The organism is Actinoalloteichus hymeniacidonis (assembly GCF_014203365.1).
Taxonomy (GTDB): Bacteria; Actinomycetota; Actinomycetes; order Mycobacteriales; family Pseudonocardiaceae; genus Actinoalloteichus_A; species Actinoalloteichus_A hymeniacidonis.
This window is the reverse complement of record NZ_JACHIS010000001.1, coordinates 5,253,792-5,271,273: the sequence shown is the minus strand read 5'-3', so window position 1 is coordinate 5,271,273 and position 17,482 is coordinate 5,253,792. Positions and strand designations below refer to the sequence as shown.

General features: G+C 69.8%; 13 protein-coding genes. 12 read left to right on the top strand and 1 reads right to left on the bottom strand.

The window, feature by feature from the left end; all coding sequences use genetic code 11:
- Window positions 1-225: 225 nt before the first annotated feature.
- Window positions 226-726, top strand: coding sequence for an SET domain-containing protein-lysine N-methyltransferase (locus tag BKA25_RS22205; RefSeq protein ID WP_236750909.1), 501 nt, complete (start codon window positions 226-228; stop codon window positions 724-726).
- Window positions 723-4,082, top strand: coding sequence for a non-ribosomal peptide synthetase (locus tag BKA25_RS22200; protein ID WP_069846938.1), 3,360 nt, complete (start codon window positions 723-725; stop codon window positions 4,080-4,082). The genes BKA25_RS22205 and BKA25_RS22200 overlap by 4 nt, the downstream gene beginning before the upstream one ends.
- 32 nt (window positions 4,083-4,114) lie before the next feature.
- Here BKA25_RS22200 and BKA25_RS22195 read toward each other — a convergent pair whose 3' ends face one another.
- Window positions 4,115-5,398, bottom strand: a complete 1,284-nt coding sequence (locus BKA25_RS22195; RefSeq protein WP_069846940.1) for an MFS transporter — start codon at window positions 5,396-5,398, stop codon at window positions 4,115-4,117.
- Window positions 5,399-6,030: 632 nt separating this feature from the next.
- On the opposite strand from BKA25_RS22195, the gene BKA25_RS22190 reads away from it, so the two are divergent.
- The 10 genes from BKA25_RS22190 to BKA25_RS22145 are packed head-to-tail and all read left to right on the top strand — an operon-like array spanning window position 6,031 to window position 17,478.
- Window positions 6,031-8,361: a type I polyketide synthase gene (locus tag BKA25_RS22190; protein ID WP_069846942.1), complete on the top strand. Its 2,331-nt coding sequence runs from the start codon at window positions 6,031-6,033 to the stop codon at window positions 8,359-8,361.
- Window positions 8,358-8,627: a cispentacin biosynthesis acyl carrier protein AmcB gene (gene amcB, locus BKA25_RS22185; RefSeq protein ID WP_216637789.1), complete on the top strand. Its 270-nt coding sequence runs from the start codon at window positions 8,358-8,360 to the stop codon at window positions 8,625-8,627. Before BKA25_RS22190 ends, amcB begins: the two co-directional genes overlap by 4 nt.
- Window positions 8,628-8,678: 51 nt before the next feature.
- On the top strand, window positions 8,679-10,070 hold the full coding sequence (gene amcC, locus BKA25_RS22180; protein WP_069846943.1) for an amipurimycin biosynthesis protein AmcC: 1,392 nt from the start codon (window positions 8,679-8,681) through the stop codon (window positions 10,068-10,070).
- Window positions 10,067-10,519 carry an acyl-CoA thioesterase gene (locus tag BKA25_RS22175; protein WP_069846945.1) on the top strand — a complete coding sequence of 151 codons (453 nt, stop codon included), beginning with the start codon at window positions 10,067-10,069 and terminating at the stop codon, window positions 10,517-10,519. The genes amcC and BKA25_RS22175 overlap by 4 nt, the downstream gene beginning before the upstream one ends.
- Window positions 10,506-11,024, top strand: a complete 519-nt coding sequence (gene amcE, locus BKA25_RS22170) for a cispentacin biosynthesis cyclizing decarboxylase AmcE (RefSeq protein ID WP_216637790.1) — start codon at window positions 10,506-10,508, stop codon at window positions 11,022-11,024. Before BKA25_RS22175 ends, amcE begins: the two co-directional genes overlap by 14 nt.
- Complete coding sequence (amcF, locus tag BKA25_RS22165) at window positions 11,021-12,148, top strand: cispentacin biosynthesis acyltransferase subunit AmcF (protein ID WP_216637791.1); 1,128 nt, start codon at window positions 11,021-11,023, stop codon at window positions 12,146-12,148. Before amcE ends, amcF begins: the two co-directional genes overlap by 4 nt.
- Window positions 12,145-12,717, top strand: coding sequence for a cispentacin moiety biosynthesis protein AmcG (gene amcG / locus BKA25_RS22160; protein WP_069846947.1), 573 nt, complete (start codon window positions 12,145-12,147; stop codon window positions 12,715-12,717). Before amcF ends, amcG begins: the two co-directional genes overlap by 4 nt.
- Window positions 12,714-14,108 carry an adenylate-forming 2-oxoglutaryl-ACP ligase AmcH gene (gene amcH / locus BKA25_RS22155; protein WP_069846949.1) on the top strand — a complete coding sequence of 465 codons (1,395 nt, stop codon included), beginning with the start codon at window positions 12,714-12,716 and terminating at the stop codon, window positions 14,106-14,108. The genes amcG and amcH overlap by 4 nt, the downstream gene beginning before the upstream one ends.
- The gene (locus BKA25_RS22150) at window positions 14,105-15,691 is read left to right on the top strand and encodes an amino acid adenylation domain-containing protein (RefSeq protein ID WP_069846950.1); all 1,587 of its coding nucleotides are present in this window, start codon (window positions 14,105-14,107) and stop codon (window positions 15,689-15,691) included. The genes amcH and BKA25_RS22150 overlap by 4 nt, the downstream gene beginning before the upstream one ends.
- The gene (locus tag BKA25_RS22145; protein ID WP_069846952.1) at window positions 15,688-17,478 is read left to right on the top strand and encodes a condensation domain-containing protein; all 1,791 of its coding nucleotides are present in this window, start codon (window positions 15,688-15,690) and stop codon (window positions 17,476-17,478) included. The genes BKA25_RS22150 and BKA25_RS22145 overlap by 4 nt, the downstream gene beginning before the upstream one ends.
- Window positions 17,479-17,482 lie beyond the last annotated feature (4 nt).

Genomic DNA, 17,482 nt, shown 5'->3' with positions numbered 1-17,482 from the left:
TCGGCGGGGAAGTTCTGGTCACCGTTCATATTCGAGACCTCGATCGTTCAGTTTCGATTGTCCCGAGAGCTGTGCCGTAGCGGTACACAATTCGGGGGTTGATCGAGTCGGACCTCGGGGTGGAAGACACTACGGAAGGAACGTGCGTTGCGACAGCGGGATTCTGGCGTCGGTGCAGGTGAAGCGCGTATCACGGGTAACATCGACGGTGCTGGGTTGCAGATCGTGGTGGATCCGGATAAAGGTCGCTGTGTCGTTTCCACCTCGGAATTCGCGATCGGTCAGACCGTGGTCGTCGGCGATGTCGAGCGAATCGTGCCGACTCGCACCACCCATTCTTTCCAGGTCGGCTGGGACTCCCATGTCGACCTGACCACACCAGCTCGGGACATCAACCACTCCTGCGATCCCAACACCGGGATTCGGGACAACGACCGGGGTGGATTCGACTTCATCGCGCTTCGGGAGATCGGGCCGGACGAAGAGATCACCTGGGATTACGAGACGAGCGAGTACGTGAGCATCGCCGTCTCCCGGTGCCTCTGCGGCGCGACCGGCTGTCGATCGGTGATTCGGGGCTACCGCTACCGAAGCGCCGACCCATCCTGGCAGCCCAGCCACCTGGCCGGCTACCTGAGCGAGCCTGCACCCGAGTCGTCTGACTCGGTGCTCGCGGCCCTGCAGCCGGTGGAGGCCGGTGCTCAAGCGCCCCGGCAGGGCCGATGACCGACGACACCGCAGGCGGGTCGCACTCGGCGCGATGCGAACCGGCACTTCCGCCATTGATCGCCGAACCGGCCGCGGCGGCCGAGAGCGCCCTGTCACTGCAACAGGAACAGATCTGGTTCCTGCATCGACTCGCGCCGGAGAGCGTCGCGCACCACGCGCTGGCGACGATCCGGATCACCGGTGCCTTCGACCTCGACCGACTCGACCGGGCCTGCACCGAGCTCGGCCGTCGACACGAGATCCTGCGCACCGGTTATCCGGAGGTCGGTGGCGAACCACGCCAGGTGGTGCACCCGCCACAACCGGTCCGGGCGACGCGGTTCGACATCGGCGATGTCCGGGACGGGCGATCCGAGGCGTTGGCCGACATCGTGGCCCAGGAGCTGCGCAGGCCGTTTCGCATCACCGAGCTGCCGTTGCTGCGCTGGACCGTGGTGCGGCTGGCGGACACCGAACACGAGCTCATCGTGGTGCGCAGCGACCTGCTGGACGACGGCCGATCCTTCGCGTTGTTGCTGCGCGAGTTCACGGCGCTGTACAACGCCGATGCCCAGGGCATTGAGATCGAACAGCGGACAGCCATGCCGCCCGGCCAGTACCGGGACTTCGCACGCTGGCAACGCGCCGCACTGGCCACCTCGGCCCTCGGCGCCCAACTCGCCTACTGGCGGGAGCGGCTCGCGGATCTCCCGCCGCTGCTGGACCTGCCGATGGACCACCCGAGGCCCGCCGCCCAGAGTTTCCGAGGCGAGACGCTGCGCGTGGAGTTGCCAACCGAGATCGCCGCCGGAATACGTGCGTTCTGTGCGGCACAGCGGGCCACCCCGTTCGAGGTCATGCTCGCGGCGTTCTACACGCTGCTCTACCGCTACACCGGGCAGCGTGACCTCTGCGTCGGATCCTGGTTCCCCGGCCGGGAAACACCCGGTACCGAGGAACTGCTCGGCCGCTTCGTCAACACGGTGCTGTTGCGGTGCGAGGTCGACGCCACCCTGGGTTTCCGAGACCTGGTTGCCAAGGTGCGTGCCGGGGTGCAGGACGCGAAGGCCAACGAGCTGCTGCCGTTCACGGAGTTGATCCGGGTGCTCAACCCGGCCAGGGAAGCCGGCCGTAACCCGTTGACCGACGTCTTCTTCAGCATGGACGACTCGCCGCTGCCGCAGCTCGATCTCGCTGGGGCGACGGGAATCAGCACCGAGCATGGCAACGGCTCGACGAAGATGGATCTCAACGTCAGGGTGCTTCCGAGCGGGCCGGATCCGGCAGCCGGGGCCGAGTCCGCCGATGACCGGATCACCATGCTCTGGGAGTACGCCGCCGATCTGTTCGACCCGGCAACCGTTCGGCGGATGGCCGACAGTTGGCAGCGGCTGCTGACCGATGCGATCACCCGGCCGACGGCACCCCTGTTCGAACTGGCCGTGCTCAGCCCACAGGACCGTGTTCTGGTCCTGGACGAATGGAACCCCGAACGCGATCAACCGACCGACGACGGTCCGCTCGTCCATCACGCGGTCCGCGCGCAGGCTCGGCGCACTCCGGATGCCCCGGCCATTCGCGAGGGCGTCCGGGAGGTCGGCTACGCCGAATTGGTCCAGCGGGCCGACTCGCTGGCGGTGATCCTGCGCGATCGAGGCGTCCGGCCCCGGACCGTGGTGGGCGTGTGCCTGCCCAGGGGCGCGGATCTGGTGATCGCCGAACTCGCCGTGCTCTTCGCCGGGGCGGCCTATCTGCCCCTGGACCCGGAGAATCCGCCCGCCCGGATGGCGGACCAGTACGCCGCCGCCGATGCCGTCCTCATCATCACCGACAGCGTCGTCGCCGATCGCCTGCCCGGTGATCTGCGTCGATTGTCGATGGACCGGCTGCCGATCGCCGCCCAGGCGGTCGAGGACGCCCCACCGGATGCGACGACACCCGACGACCTCGCCTACCTGATCGCGACCTCCGGTTCGACCGGGCAGCCGAAGATCGTGATGATCGAGCATGGCTCGCTGACCAACGCGGTCGCCTGGCGCTGTCGGCGGTGCGAGCTGGGGACGACCGACCGGATCGCCCAGGTCGCCTCGCCCGGCTTCGACACCTCGGTGATGGACATCTGGCCCACCCTGGTCTCCGGCGCGACGCTCTACGTGCCCGATCAGGACACGCGCCTGGATCCGGAGCGGCTGCGGACCTGGCTGGTCGACGAGCGCATCACCGTCACCGAGTTGCCGACCGCACTGGCCGAGCGGGTGCTGACCCTGCCCTGGCCCGCCGGGCCCGCCATGCGGACGCTGATCACCGGTGGCGACCGGCTGCGGGTGCGGCCCGCCGCCGACCTGTCCTTCCGGGTGCTCAACGAGTACGGCCCCTCGGAGGCCACCGCGACGGCGACGGCAGGCGAAATCGAGCCTGTCGGAGTCGGACAGGGCCCGCCCGATATCGGTCGTCCGATCACCGGTGTCGCGGGTTACCTTCTCGACGCGTGGCGCAGGCCGGTCCCGCCCGGCGTGACCGGTGAGCTCTGGATCGGCGGCGTCGGGGTGGCCAGGGGCTATCACGGTGCGGCCGCGATCACCTCGGAGCGGTTCGTCCCCGACCCGTTCGCCGCCGTGCCGGGGCGTCGGATGTATCGCACCGGCGATCTCGCCCGGCATCTGCCCGACGGCAGGATCGCCTTCCTCGGGAGGCGGGATCGACAGATCAAACTCCGGGGCTACCGGATCGAACCGGCGGAGATCGTCGAGGCGCTGCGCGCGCACCCCGAGATCGTCGACGCGGTGGTGCTGGCCACGGCCGATGGGGCAGGCGAGAAGCGCCTCGTCGCCTATCTGGAGGCGGTGGACCGTCCGATGTTGCGGCAGCAGGTGCGGGAACACCTCGCCGATCGACTCCCCAGATACATGGTCCCCGCCGACTTCGTGCTGTTGGATTCCCTGCCGCTGAACCGGAACGGCAAGGTGGACGAGCGTGCGCTGCCCGCACCGGGGCCCGCCGAGCGTGCTCTCGACTTCCGGGCGCCGGACACCGGGACCCAACGCTGGCTCGCCGAGGTCTGGTGCACCGTGTTGGGGCTGGATCGAGTCGGGCTCGATGAGAACTTCTTCGATATCGGCGGCCACTCGTTGCTGTTGGCCTCGGTGCAGCGGGAGCTGGCCGCGCGGGGGCACGAGCTGTCGATCGTGACGTTCTTCGAGTATCCGACGATCCACGATCTGGCCCGGTTCCTGGACGATCGTGCCGGGGATGCGGGCCGGGATGCCGCCGAGTCCGAGCGAGCGGTGCGACGCGGTGTGGGCCGGGCTCGCCTGAACCGTCGCCGCGCCGCCGTGCGATCGGCCGGAGGGGTCGATGCCGTCGGCGATCGCTGAGCCACGAATCGCGCGGATGGTGCCTTGCGTCGTTACCGCTGACCTGTCGAGGGCCCGTCCGGCGCCACGCTGTGGTGCGGGATCTCGCGGAGCCTGGGGAGCGCGGAGAACAGCGGCGGCAGGAACGACAGGGCGTTGAGTGCGGCGGCCAACCAGAAGACCCCTGCCAGGCCGATGTAATCGACGAGCAGACCACCGCCTGCGGCGCCCAGCGGGATGACGCCCCAGGTTGCGAATCGGAAGACCGAGTTCATCCGGCCCAGCATGTGTGGCGGGGTGACGGCCTGGCACAGGCTGACCTGCAGCACATTGAAGATGAACGCGCCGAGATAGGCGACGAACATTCCGAACGCGAAGGTCACCGGGCCGGTGGACATCGGCAGGATCGCCGAACCTGCGGTGAACAGCACGATCGAGACCATGAAGGCGGTTCCGGTGCCGAACCGGCGCGCGAAGGGCTCCGCGACCAGTGCCCCGACCACGCCGCCACCGTTGCCTGCGGCCAAGGCGATACCGATCACCGCAGGCGTCATGAACAGCGCTTCGGTGGCGAAGACCACCTGCATGGCGAGGATGATCGCCGAGGAGAGTTCGCCCAACGTGGCGCACAACAGCAGCGGGCGCATCAGCGAGTGCCCGAAGACGAACCGCACGCCTTCGCGGATCTCCTTGCGCAGGCTACTGCGTTCGACCGGTTGGGCGACCGGCGCAGGCTTGCGAATCCGCAACGCGTAGAACGCCGACGCCAGGTACGTCACCGCATCGGCGAGCACCGCGAACGGGGCGGTGAGCAGCTGCACCGTGAAACCACCGACTGCCGGGCTGCCGATCTGCGCCACGGAACGGGAGAGCTCCAACTTCCCGTTGGCGTCGACGAGGCGGTCCTCGGCGACCAGCACCGGCAACATCGACAACTGTGCGACGTCGTAGAACAGTGCGCCGAGGCCGATCAGGAATGCGACGAGGTAGAGCAGCGGCATGCTGAGCACGCCAAGCAGCAACGCGATCGGCACGGTGAGCAGCGCCACCGCCCGGATCAGATCTGCGCCCACCAGCACCGCCCGCAGGGGTAACCGCTCCACCCAGACGCCGGCGGGCAGACCGATCAGCAGGATGGCCAGGTACTCGAACGCCCAGAGCAGGCCGATCTCGAAGGGCGTTGCTTCCAACAGGGACAACGCGATCAGCGGCAGCGCCAGCAGGGTGATGCCGGTGCCGAACAGGCTGACGGTCTGGGACATCCAGAGGTTGCGGTAATCCGCGACGCCCCACAGGCTCCGGCGCAGGCCCGACCGCCATCCGGTCGTCTTGGGCATTGGTCTTCCTTCGCGATGAGTGGTGATCGTCAGGCTGGCGGAGCGGTTTCGCAGGCTCGGCCGACGACGGCGCTTGCGGACGCGGGCGCCTGCGGGCGGTGGCGGCGAGCGGGGCTGGTCCATGGCGCGTGCGGCGAACCATGCCGTGGGGCGGTCCGGTCGACTCCGGCGCGCGAATCGTGCCGCGAGTGGAATGCGGGCGCGAATACCCGACGGTTGCGGGAATTGCGGGACAAACGTCTCCTCGACTGGCTGCGCGGACCGACTATATCGGCGTTCTTGATTGCACGCATGGTGGCCTGTATGGCGTTCGCATAAGCTGGCCGATCTCAGTAGACCCAGTCGTTTGCGTGGTTGTCAAGCCGGGCGGCCGGGGGCGAGTTCGGCCGCCCGGATCTTCTGTGGACAGTAGTGGCCTTGGGGCTTGAATCATAGGAATGGGGAATGTATCAGGCGTAATGCTCCAGCTTCGTTGAAAGTTTTACTGTTGTTCACTCGGTGCCCCCCTTCGCGTGTGCTGACGTGTGATTATGCTCCACCGACCGTCACCCACCCACGCAGTCAGAGGCAGTGGCTATTCGCGTTCCTTTCGTTGTGTCTGCGCTCAGATCGATTCCATGAAAGACCGAGGTATGAGTACCGAAGACGTTGGCGACAGCGGTTTCATTGCCGTCACTGCGATGGCCGGTCGTTTCCCGGGGGCAGCGGATGTCGAGCAATTCTGGGACAACCTCTGCAACGGTCGGGAATCCGTTTCGGTACTGTCCGACCAACTGTCGACGGCTCCCGCCGGGTACGTGCCGTCCTACGGACTACTGAGTGGTGCCGACCTCTTCGACGCCGACTACTTCGATTACTCGGCCGAGGACGCCCTGATTCTGGACCCGCAGCACAGACTGCTGCTGGAGTGCGCCCACGAGGCCCTCGAACGAGCCGGGCACGGCGGCCCGGAGAGCCGATCGACCGGCGTGTTCGTCGGCGGATCGGTCACCGACCACGCCGCGTTCGTCCGGGACTGGGGGCGCAGGCGCGGCGCTCCTATCTCGGACTCCCGTGTCCAACAAGGCAACGACGTCGATTTCCTCGCCACCCGGGTCGCCTACAAGCTGGGCCTGACCGGGCCTGCCATGGCGGTGCAGTCGGCCTGCTCCTCGTCCCTGGTGGCCGTGCACGTCGCCATCGGTGCCCTACTCGCAGGCGACTGTGAGATGGCGATCGCGGGCGGCGCCTCGGTACTGGCCGCGATCCCGCCGCTGCAACACGATCCGGACGACATCTTCGCCGACGACGGGCGGTGTCGTCCGTTCGACGCGCACGGTCGAGGCACCGTGCGGGCCAGCGCGGTCGGCTTGGTGGTGCTGCGCCCACTCGCCGACGCCCTCGACGACGGCGACCACGTGCACGCGGTCATCCGGGGCACCGCCGTGAACAACGACGGCAGACGCAAGATGGGCTTCCACGCCCCCAGCGTGCCCGGTTCGGCCGGGGCGGCCCGCACCGCCGCGCTGGTGGCCGATGTCGATGCCGACGAGATCGGCTACGTCGAGGCGCACGGCACGGGCACCGCGCTCGGCGACCCGATCGAGGTCGCGGGATTGACCAAGGCGTTTCGACAGAGCACCGATCGAACGGGGTACTGCAGGCTCGGCTCGGTCAAGGGCAACATCGGCCACGCCGACGCGGCCGCAGGCATCGTCGGCCTGATCAAGACCGTGCTGTGCGTGGAACGCGGTGTCCTCCCGGCCACGGTGAACTTCCGCGAGCCGAACCCGGCGATCGATCTCGCGGCCACCCCGTTCGTCGTCAACGACCGGACCGTGCCGTGGGAGACCGAGGGCCGCCCTCGGATCGGCGCCACGAACGTGCTGGCCTACGGCGGAACCAACGCACACGCCGTGCTGGCCGAGCCGCCCGCCGCGCCGCCGACCAGCCCCGGTCGTCCCACCCAGCTGTTGGTTCTCTCGGCCCGGACCGAATCCGCGCTCGGCGACCTCGCTCACTCGCTCGCCGATCACCTGGAACGGCACCCGGAAACCGACCTGGCCGACGTCGCCTGGACGTTGCAGACGGGCCGAACCCGGCACACCGAACGTCGCTTCGTGCTGGCCTCAAACCTGCCGGAGGCGATCGCGGCACTACGGGCCTGCCCGTCGTCGGGCGGACCGGCCGCCGACCGAGCCCATCGACCGCGCACCGTCTTCCTCTTCGCCGAGCCCCAGCCCGACGGCGACGACACCACAGGTTCCCTCGCCGCGATCCACGCCGCCGAGGCGGTGTTCCGCGCCCGGCTGGACGAGATCGCCGAGGCCGCGCAGCCCCATCTCGGCTACGACCTGCGCGATCACCTACTCACTGAGCCCGGCTCGGCGAGTACGCCCGTGGCACAGCTGGCCGTGCAGTACGCCACGGCGCAGCTGCTGATGTCCTGGGGACTGCAGCCCGACCTCGTCGCCGGGCAGGGCCTCGGCTCCCACTGCGCCGAGGCGATCGCCTCGGGCGCGAGTGCGGCCGATTTCGCCCGCAGCCTCGGCACGGCGGCCCGGCCCGAACCCCGACGCGCTCCCGATGCCGACCACGCCGCCGAGGCGCAGGTCCGGTCCGACCGACCTCGGCTCTGCGACGTGCAGGCGGCGTTGGCAGCCGAACCCGGCCGACTCCTCGTGCACCTCGGGGCCCGGCAGACCGAGGCGCCCGCGCCCGACCTCGGCCAGTCGGTCTTCGTCGACGTCCGCGACGCGCCCGACCGGACGCCTACCGGTTATCGGACGGCGTTGGCCGCCGCAGGCCGAGTCTGGGTGGCCGGGGCAGCCGTCGACTTCGCGGCCCTGCACGCGGGTGAACGGCGGCGCCGCGTCGAGCTGCCCACCTACCCGTTCGAGCGGCGCCCCTATCTGGTGCCGCATCCGACCTTCGCCGCCACCCACCACGTCAGTCCCTCGACCGAAGGAGAACGTCTTCCGTGAACGACATCGAGCGAGCCATCGGCTCCATGCTGGCCGCCGACCTGTTCGTCGAGGTCCCGGAGGACCGGATGAACCCCGATGACCGGTTGCGTGGCGATCTCGGACTGGACTCCCTGGGCTTCGTCGAGTTGCGCGTCCAGTGCGAGAACACCTTCGGCGTCACCATCTCCGACGCCGATTTCACCCCGGAGAACTTCACCAGCATCGGCACCGTCGCCGGTCTCGTCCGCTCCCTGCAGAGCAAGACGTCGGTCGCGGGCGACTGACCGCCCCGGACGTCTACGGCCCCTGACCAGCTCCGCCGAAAGGACACATCCATGTCAGCCGCCGAGGTGATCGGACTCCCCGGAAGGGAAGCGGACCGGCCCTGGTTCGACCGTGACGTCCAGTTCGACCATTACGGCGGCGATCCGCTGCCGTTCGGCTGCACCGGGGCGAACGGCATCGTCCAACACTTCGTCGAGTTGTCGGGCGACCAGGCCGGACGTTCCTTCGAGGTGTTGGATGCCAGCGGCGGCTATGGATCCGCCTGTCTCGGTGCGGGATCGCCCGTGATCGCCACGGCGCTGGCGGACGCGGTGCGGGAGGTCGGCTATGTGACCGACGAGATCGCCTCCGCGCAGCGTTCGACACTGCTGGCGGGTCTGTTCGGCACCGGCGGGCTGTTCGCCGACCGGTTCCCCGCGACGGAGTACCGGGTCAGCGGCCGGAACTCGGGTTCCGAGGGGGTGGAACTCGCCCTGCGGCTTGCCCTGGAATCGCGCTTCGACCGACGTCGGATGCGGGTTGCCGCAGGCGCCGAGCAACGTGACCTGGTGCTCGCCTTCGAAGGGGCGTGGCACGGCTGGTCGGGTGGGCTGCTGCCCTTGGTCAACCGCCGCCACTACCGGGTCGGCCTGCCCGGGATCGCGCCGGAGCCGTTCGGTTTCAGCACCGACCACATTCCCTTCGGCGATCGCGAGGCGGCCGAGGAGTGGTTCGCCCGCAACGGGGATCGGGTGTTGGCCGTGGTGGTCGAACCGGTCCAGGGCGACGCGGGAATCCTGGTGCCGCCGCCCGGCTACCTGCGCGAGTTGGCCGCGCTCGCCAAGCGTCACGGCGCCGTGCTGATCGCGGACGAGGTCCTGACCTTCGCCAAGACCGGCCGATTCTTCGCGATGTCCGACGACGAGGGCCCGATCAGCACCGACATCACCGTCATCGGCAAGAGCCTCGGCATGGGCGTGCTGTCCACCTCGATGGTGATCGCCCGCCGGGAACTCGGGGTGCGTCCGACCGGAACCGTGTCCACCTCGGACCTGCGCCCGCTCACCTGCGCGGTGATCCGGGCCGGTCTCGCCCACATCGTCGCGGAAGGGCTGGTGGAACGCTCCGCCGAGGTGGGCACGCACCTGGGCGACCTGCTCCGCGACCGCTTGGTGGCGCAGTTCCCGGACCTCTACCAGGAGTCCAGGGGAGTGGGGCTGCTGCACGGGATCGAGCTGACCGAGACCGCCGCCACCCGTATCGGCGAGTTGCGCACCTGCATGATCCGCAGCGGCGTCTACGTGGAGTTCATGTCCGGTGCGGGCCGTCGTTCGCGCGGACTGCGCTATCTGTACCCGACGATGCGGGTGGCCCCGCCCCTGGTGGTCACCGCCGGACAGGCGGCGGAGATCGTGGACCGCCTGGTCGAGGGCTCCCGCGCGGTGCGGAAGCTCTCGGCATGACGGCCACCCCGTCGGCGAACTCGGACTCGCGGCTGCTGCCGGTCCACCGACGCGTCGAACACGCCGACACCGATGCGTCCGGCGTCATGCACTTCGCCCGGTACCCCGTCCTGCTGGAAACCGCACTGCTGGCCAACCTCGAACGCCTCGGGGCGGGCCTCGCCGTGCTCGCCCGCGACGGACTGGACCTGGTCGTCACCGAGGTCAGGACGCAATACCGCTCCCCGGCCCGCTATCCGGACGAACTGGTCCTGGCACCCACCGTCGGACACCTCGGGGCGGCCAGAGCCCGAATCGACACGACGATCCGCCGCCGCAACGAGGACACCGAACTCGCCACGGGTTCCCTGCTGATCGCCGTGACCGACCGCGCCACCGGTGCCCCCTGCGCGCTTCACCCCGCCTTGCACGCCATCCTCGAGGAGAGCCGCTCCGATGCCCGCCGATGACACCGCCATGGTTGCCCCGGCCGACCCCGCCGCGCCCGTTCCGGGCCGGTCGATGGGCTTCACCGAGATCAAGAACTGGCTGCGGCACCGGCACCCGATGCTCTACCTCGACCGCGTGCTCGACTACGAACCCGGTGTCCGGCTGGTCAGCCGACTCTCGGCGTCGGGACAGCTGGACGCGATCGCCGGACACTTCCCGGAACGCGCGATCTACCCCGCCAGCCACCTGAGCCAGGCGTTCGCGCAGTCCGGGATCATCCTGTTCCAGCTCAGCACCTCGCCGCTGGCCGAGGACGAGCTCACGCTGGTCGGCGCGATGAACTCGCGGTACTTCCGGATCATCGCGCCAGGCGACACGGTGACGATCACGGTCACGGTCGACCGGCTCATCGACAACACCTTCTTCTTCTCCGGTCGGGCGGCCGTCGATTCGACGCCGGTCGCGGCCTTCCGTGCCAACCTCGTCCGGCGCAAGGCAGCCGACCTGGGGCCGCAGTGGTGGTGACCGGCGACGACGATGTGCTGATCACCGGAATGGCCTGGTCCACGGCGCTGGGCTCCGATCTGGATCAGGTGTGGCGGGCGCTGCTGGCCGGTACGACGGGGATGATCCCGGTGCCCAGCCAACATCGACTGCGCAACGACCACGCGGCGATCCTGTCGGACCTGCCGATGGACCTCGGTCCCGAACGGCGTCAGCACGAACTCGGTGCGCGGGCCCTGCGGGCGGCGGTGGCCGACGCCGGACTCGACCTCACCGATCCAGGGCTACAGCTGGTGGCGGGCACCAGCTACGGATCACACCTGGACGTCCCGCCCGAACGGCTGGACCGCTGGGGCATCGGACTCGCGGCGGAGTCGGGCATGGCGCGCAGGCCCCTGCTGGTGAACACCGCCTGCTCGGCGGCCTCCGATGCGATCCTGCTCGGCGCCGCGTTGATCGCCGAGGGCGAGTTGGATCGCTGCGTCGTCGGCGGTGCGGACGTGCTGACACCGGCCAAACGGCTCGGACATTCCGCGCTCGGCACCATGTCGCCGCACGCCCTGCGGGCCTTCGACGCCGACCACGACGGCACGATCCTCGGCGAGGGAGCCGCCTTCCTCGTGTTGGAGCGAGCCGGCTCGGCCCGAGCCCGATCCGCTCGCGTGCGAGGTCGAGTGGCAGGCGCCGGATCGGCGAACGACGCCGCGGGCCCGACGGCACCGGATCCGGACGGCGACACCATCGTGCAAGCCGTCACCGCCGCGCTTTCCACCGCAGGCCGAGGCATCGACGAGGTAGTGGTGGTCAACGCGCACGGCTCCGGCACGCCGGTCAACGACGAGGCCGAGAGTCGCGGTCTGGCGCGCACCTTCCCCGGTGAGACGGGCCCCATCGTGTTCGCCACCAAGGGCAACTTCGGCCACACCCTGGGCGCCACCGGGGCCCTGGAGGCCATCGCCGTGCTGTTGGCCCTGCGGGACCGGCGGGTGCCACCGATACCGGGTCTGCGCACGGTATCGCCGGAGTTCCCGCTGCCGGTGCCGACCGCCGCCACGCCACTGCCGGACACCGGCGAGGTGGGTCTCAGCATCACGCTCGGCTTCGGTGGCTTCACCACCTGCCTCGCGCTGGAGGTTCCCGCGTGACACACCCCCACGAGTCGACGTCGATCGAGGAACTGCTGGCGCGATCGCAGGACACGCTGACCACCTTGGGCACGGTGCGGCTCACCCGACCCGCCACGGCGCCCCCGCCCCGGCGGATTCCCTCCTTCTACGCCGATCCGGCGTCCTGGACGGTGCTCGCCGCCGTCGACCGATTGATCGAGGGTCGTCCCGATGTGCTGCAGGCAGCCCGAACCACCGCCCTGATCCTGATCAGCACGTACAGCACCGTGTCGACGATGTCGGCGATCGCCGCTGCGGTACCGAGCGGACGTGTCTCTCCATTGCGGTTCGCCGGGGCGAACGCGGGCGGCCCGCTGAGCCTGGTCTGTATGGTGCACGGCCTGCGCGGGCCCACCCTCGTGCTCACCACCGAACCGGCCGAGGGAGTGCCCGCAGCGGTGACGATGGCCCGACACTGGCTGCGGACCGCTTCGGTGAGCCACGTCGTGCTCGCCGTGCACGACCACGATCCGCAGCGGGGACACCACGTGCACGGCGTCCTGATCGAGGCGGCCCGGGGACTGCGTCCGGCGGGAGCGGGGCGGTGAGGCCGACCGGGACCGGTATCCCGGACCGCGCCGAGGTACTGGCCTTTCTGAACGGCTCTGTTTCCGCCGTCGAGCCGGGCGCGGGCACCTCCGACTGCGAGGCCGTCGTGGACGCGATCGCCGCGCTGGGGCTGCCGCCCGGTTCGCCGGTGCTGATCGCCATGCCCAACAGCGAGATCACCCTCGCCGCCTTCTTCGGCGTGCTGCTCGCGGGCGCGGTTCCGGTGTTGCTCCCACCGGGCGCGGGCGCGCGGCGGATCACCGAGATCGGCGGCAGGCTCGGCGGCGCGGCCCTGATCGCGCCCCGAATCGACCCGGCGCGATACGACGCGACGACGACACATCCACTCGGCGGCCGCTGCGAGGCGGTGCTCCCGGGCCGGGAGTGGGCCACGGCCACGCGCTACCAGCCGGGCGAGGTCGTCCTGATGACCTCCGGCACCTCCGGAATCGGCACCGGCTGCCTGCACGGCGTCGACGCGCTGCTGCGCAACGCCGAGCGGCACGCCGCCGCCATCGGCCAACGCGCGGATGACACCGTCCTGGTGTCGCTGCCGCTGTACTACTCCTATGGTCTGGTCGCGCAGGCTTTGGCCGCATTCGTGCGGGGTTCGCGGCTGGTCGTCTCCGGACCGCCGTTCACACCCCGATCCTTCGCAGAGACCATTCGCGGCCACGACGTCACGGTGTCCGCACTGACTCCCAGCGCGGCGGTGCGGCTCGCGGGGGAACCGCTCGACGGGCCGGTCGACCTGCGGGTGCTCACCGTCGGCGGCGATGCCCTGGAACCGACCCACGTCGGTGCGCTGCTGGCCGACGGTCCGCAGCAAGAGCTCTACCTCACCTACGGCCTCACCGAGGCCGGTCCGAGGGTCACGACGTTGGCCGCCCACCGCGAGCCCGCCCACCGCTGGGGTTCCGTCGGAGTGCCCCTACCGGGCGTGCGCACCTACCTACGTGACTTCGCGGGCGACGGACCGGGCGCCGAACTCGTCGTCGAGTCAGACACCGTGCTGCGCCGACGACTTCCCGGCGGCGCACCCAACACCGAGGGCACCGTCGGCACCGGCGACCGCTTCGATATCGACGACGAGGGCTACCACTTCTTCCGGGGCCGCTCGGGCGATTCGGTCGTCATCGGCGGCGAGAAGATCTGGCTGCCCTCCATCCGCCGGATCGCCGCAGGCGTGCCCGGCGTGCGGCACGCCGCCACCACCGTCTATCGCGACGACCGCAACGAACTGCGCTACGGGTTGAACGTCGCGGTGGACGAACCAGGGCCGAGGCAGGCGGCCGAGATCGAGCACGAGCTCAACCGCGTCCTGCTGCGCGCGGAGCGACCGCACCGGATCACGTTGTGCCGGGCGACAACCGAGGAGTGGCGCAAATGAGTCCCGACCCCGACCCGACGGTGCCCGAGCTGCGTGCGGTCGCCGAGCGAGTGCGTCGGACCCCGGAGGCCGAGGCGGTGCGTTCGGCAGACGAGGCCATCGACTATCGCACCCTGTGGGAGCGGTCCGCGCAGGTCGCGGCGCGGGTCGTCCAGCTCGGCGCCGTCGGCGGCACAGCCGTCGGCGTCCACCTGGAGCGGTCGGTGGATCTGATCGTGACGCTGGTGGGACTGCTGCGGTCCGGTTGCGTCGCCGTTCCGCTGGACGTCGGATATCCGGCCGAGCGGCTGCGGTTCATGTGTGCCGACGCCGGGGTGGGGCTGGTGATCGGCCATCAGGGTCCTCTCGACCGGCTGGGCGGTTTCACCACCGTCCTCACCGATCGGAGGTTGGGCTATGCCTGCGCCCGAACCGCACTGCAACCGGCGCCCCTCGCACCCTTCGAGGCTCCGGAGGTGAACGAGGACGCGGACGCATACCTCGTCTACACCTCCGGATCCACCGGCCGCCCCAAGGGCGTGCGTTATACCCATCGCAACCTGGCCAACCTGGTGTCCTGGCAGACCGAGGCCAGCGGTTGCGGCGCGGGCGACCGGACGCTGCAGTTCGCCCCGGCCTCCTTCGATGTGACCTATCAGGAGGTGCTGCCCACCCTCGGCGCGGGCGGCACGGTGATCTGCTGCGACGAGGACGAGCGCCTGGATCCGCAGCTGCTCTGGGATCTCATCGAACGCGAACGGATCAACCGGCTCTTCGTGCCCTTCGTGATGATCCAGTCGCTCGCGCTCTTCGCCGACGAGGTGACCCCGCAACGACATCCGTTGCGCGAGATCCTCACCTCGGGGGAGCAGGTGCAGTCGACGGCGACGATCCGGGCGATGTTCACCCGGCTGCCGGACTGCAGGCTGGTCAACCAGTGGGGCACCACCGAGACCCACGTCGCCACCTGGCACGAGTTGCCCGCCGACGTGGCCGGCTGGCCGGACCTGCCCTCGATCGGTCGGCCGATCACCGACACCGGCATCCGGGTGTGTGACCCCGATGGCACGCCGGTTCCGGACGGCGAGGTGGGTGAACTGTGGATCACCGGCGCCGCCGTCGGACCCGGCTATCTCAACCTCCCCGAGCGAACGGCGCTCAGCTACCGCACCGATCCGCTGGATCCGGCCGTGCCCGCCTATCGCAGCGGTGATCTCGGCCGCGTTCTGCCCGACGGTCTTCTGGAATTCCTCGGTCGACAGGACACCCAGGTCAAGGTGCGGGGTTTCCGTATCGAGCTCGGCGAGATCGAGAGCGCACTGGCCGCCGACCCCTCGGTGGCGCAGGCCGTGGTGGTGGTCGCGGGCTCCGCTGCCGAGGATCGGAACCTGCGTGCGTTCCTCATTCCGAAATCGGCGCCCGCCGACACCTCGACCTGGACAGCGGGTCTGCTCGCGCAGCTGCGCGACCGGCTGCCCGCCTACATGGTTCCGGTGCGGGTCGACGTCGTCGATTCCCTGCCGCGCACGCCCAGCGGGAAGGTCGACCGGCTCGCCTTGGTCGCCGAGGAACAGGTGTCGGCAGCGGGCGGGGGAGCAGCGTGATCGAAAGGGTCGTCCCGGCGGGATCGGACAGCATCCCGGCGCTGGGCGGGGCGGCGGTAGGACTACCGCTGTCCGGTGCTCAGCGGGCGCTGTACCTGGCGGAACTGCTGCAACCGGGCACTCCGATGTACAACATCACGGTGGCCGTCCGGCTGGAGGGCCCGCTCGACGTGCAGGCACTGCGCCGCGCCATCACGCGGGTCGTCACGCGGCACGCTGCGCTGCGGACGACCTTCGCACCCAACACCGAGCCGCCGTTCGAACCGGTCCAACGGATCGGCGATCCGGATATCGCGTTACCGGTCGTCGCGCTGGGTACCGCCGAACCGGCCGCTGAGGAACCGGCCGACGCCGAGGCGCTGCGACGCGCTCAGGCGTGGGCCGACGAGCCCTTCGATCTGGAGCGCGGGCCGCTGCTGCGCACCCGGTTACTCGTCGTGGAGCCCGAGAGACACCTGCTGGTCGTCACGATGCACCAACTGGTCTCGGACGGTCCGTCGCTCCAGGTCTTCTTCGACGAACTGGCCGAGGGATACACCGGTGCCCCCGAATGCGCGGCGCCTGCCCTGCGGTTCGTCGACTACGCAAGCTGGCAGCGAACCCGACCAGTGGACACCGAACAGCTCGACCGGTGGCGGGAGCGGTTGTCCGGGATTCCGACCGTGCTGCGTCTGCCGACCGACCGGCCCCGTCCGGCGGTCGCCGGTTCGCACGGCGGCAACCATCGGCAGGTGCTCGGCGCGGCGGTGATGGGTCCGGCCCTGCGCTTGGCGCAGGAGCTGCGGGTGACGCCGTTCGTGCTGGCCCTCAGCGCCTACGGCGTGCTCCTCTCGCGCTTGGCGGGCGTTGCGGACGTGCTGGTCGGCGTCCCGGTGAGTGCCCGCGACCGCGCCGAGTTGGACAGCATGATCGGGTTCTTCGCCACCACCCTCCCGGTTCTCGTCGAGGCGCACGGGGACCGAAGTTTCGCCGAGCTCTGCCGGTCGGTCCAGTCGGAGCTGCTGGACATCCTGACCTACCGGGACGTCACGATGGAGCAGCTCGCCGAGGAACTCGCGCCCGACCGCGATCCCGGCCACGCCCCGCTGGTCCAGACGTTCTTCTCCTTCGAACCGGATCCGATCGTGCGCCCACACCTCTCCGGGCTGCGCGCCACTCCAATCGATCTGCCGCCGACCGGGGCGAAGGTCGACATCGACCTGATGATCTTCCGGTCGCCCGAGGCCCCCGACGACTTCGATCTGACGATCACCTACCGGACCGACCTGTTCGATCCGACCACGATCGCCGGGATGGCCGAGGGATTCGTACAGCTGCTCGTCGGGGCGGTCGCGGACCCGGCGACGCCGATCCGAACCTTGCCCGGTCCGGCCGCGCGCCCACCGCAACCGGTGCCACCTCCGCCGCAGGCCCCGACACCGACGCCGGCCGCCCATCTTGATCTCCCGGCGTCGGACCTCGCCGAGATGGAGCAGAACCTCGCCCGGATCTGGCGTGAGGTACTGGCCCGCGAGGACGTCGGCCTCGACGAGAACTTCTTCGATCTCGGTGGCACCTCGTTCGCACTGGCCACCGTGCACACCCTGATCGGTGCTCGGATCGGGGTGCGGACCTCGCTGGTGTCCCTGCTGGAGTTCCCGACGATCACCGCACTCGCGCGACAACTGGCAGGCGGCTCCCGCCCGGAACAACCGGTGGCGGAACCGGCGAACCAGGCACGAGCGCGGCTGCGTGACCGCCGGAACCGGTTGCAGCAACGACGGAACAGACAGGGGACCGGCGAGTGAGCGC

Excerpts from the sequence above, each read along its gene's own strand:
- BKA25_RS22200 (WP_069846938.1), top strand. The coding sequence starts at position 723 with ATGACCGACGACACCGCAGGCGGGTCGCACTCGGCGCGATGCGAACCG.
- BKA25_RS22195 (WP_069846940.1), bottom strand. The coding sequence starts at position 5,398 with ATGCCCAAGACGACCGGATGGCGGTCGGGCCTGCGCCGGAGCCTGTGG.
- BKA25_RS22190 (WP_069846942.1), top strand. The coding sequence starts at position 6,031 with ATGAGTACCGAAGACGTTGGCGACAGCGGTTTCATTGCCGTCACTGCG.
- amcC (WP_069846943.1), top strand. The coding sequence starts at position 8,679 with ATGTCAGCCGCCGAGGTGATCGGACTCCCCGGAAGGGAAGCGGACCGG.
- BKA25_RS22175 (WP_069846945.1), top strand. The coding sequence starts at position 10,067 with ATGACGGCCACCCCGTCGGCGAACTCGGACTCGCGGCTGCTGCCGGTC.
- amcE (WP_216637790.1), top strand. The coding sequence starts at position 10,506 with ATGCCCGCCGATGACACCGCCATGGTTGCCCCGGCCGACCCCGCCGCG.
- BKA25_RS22150 (WP_069846950.1), top strand. The coding sequence starts at position 14,105 with ATGAGTCCCGACCCCGACCCGACGGTGCCCGAGCTGCGTGCGGTCGCC.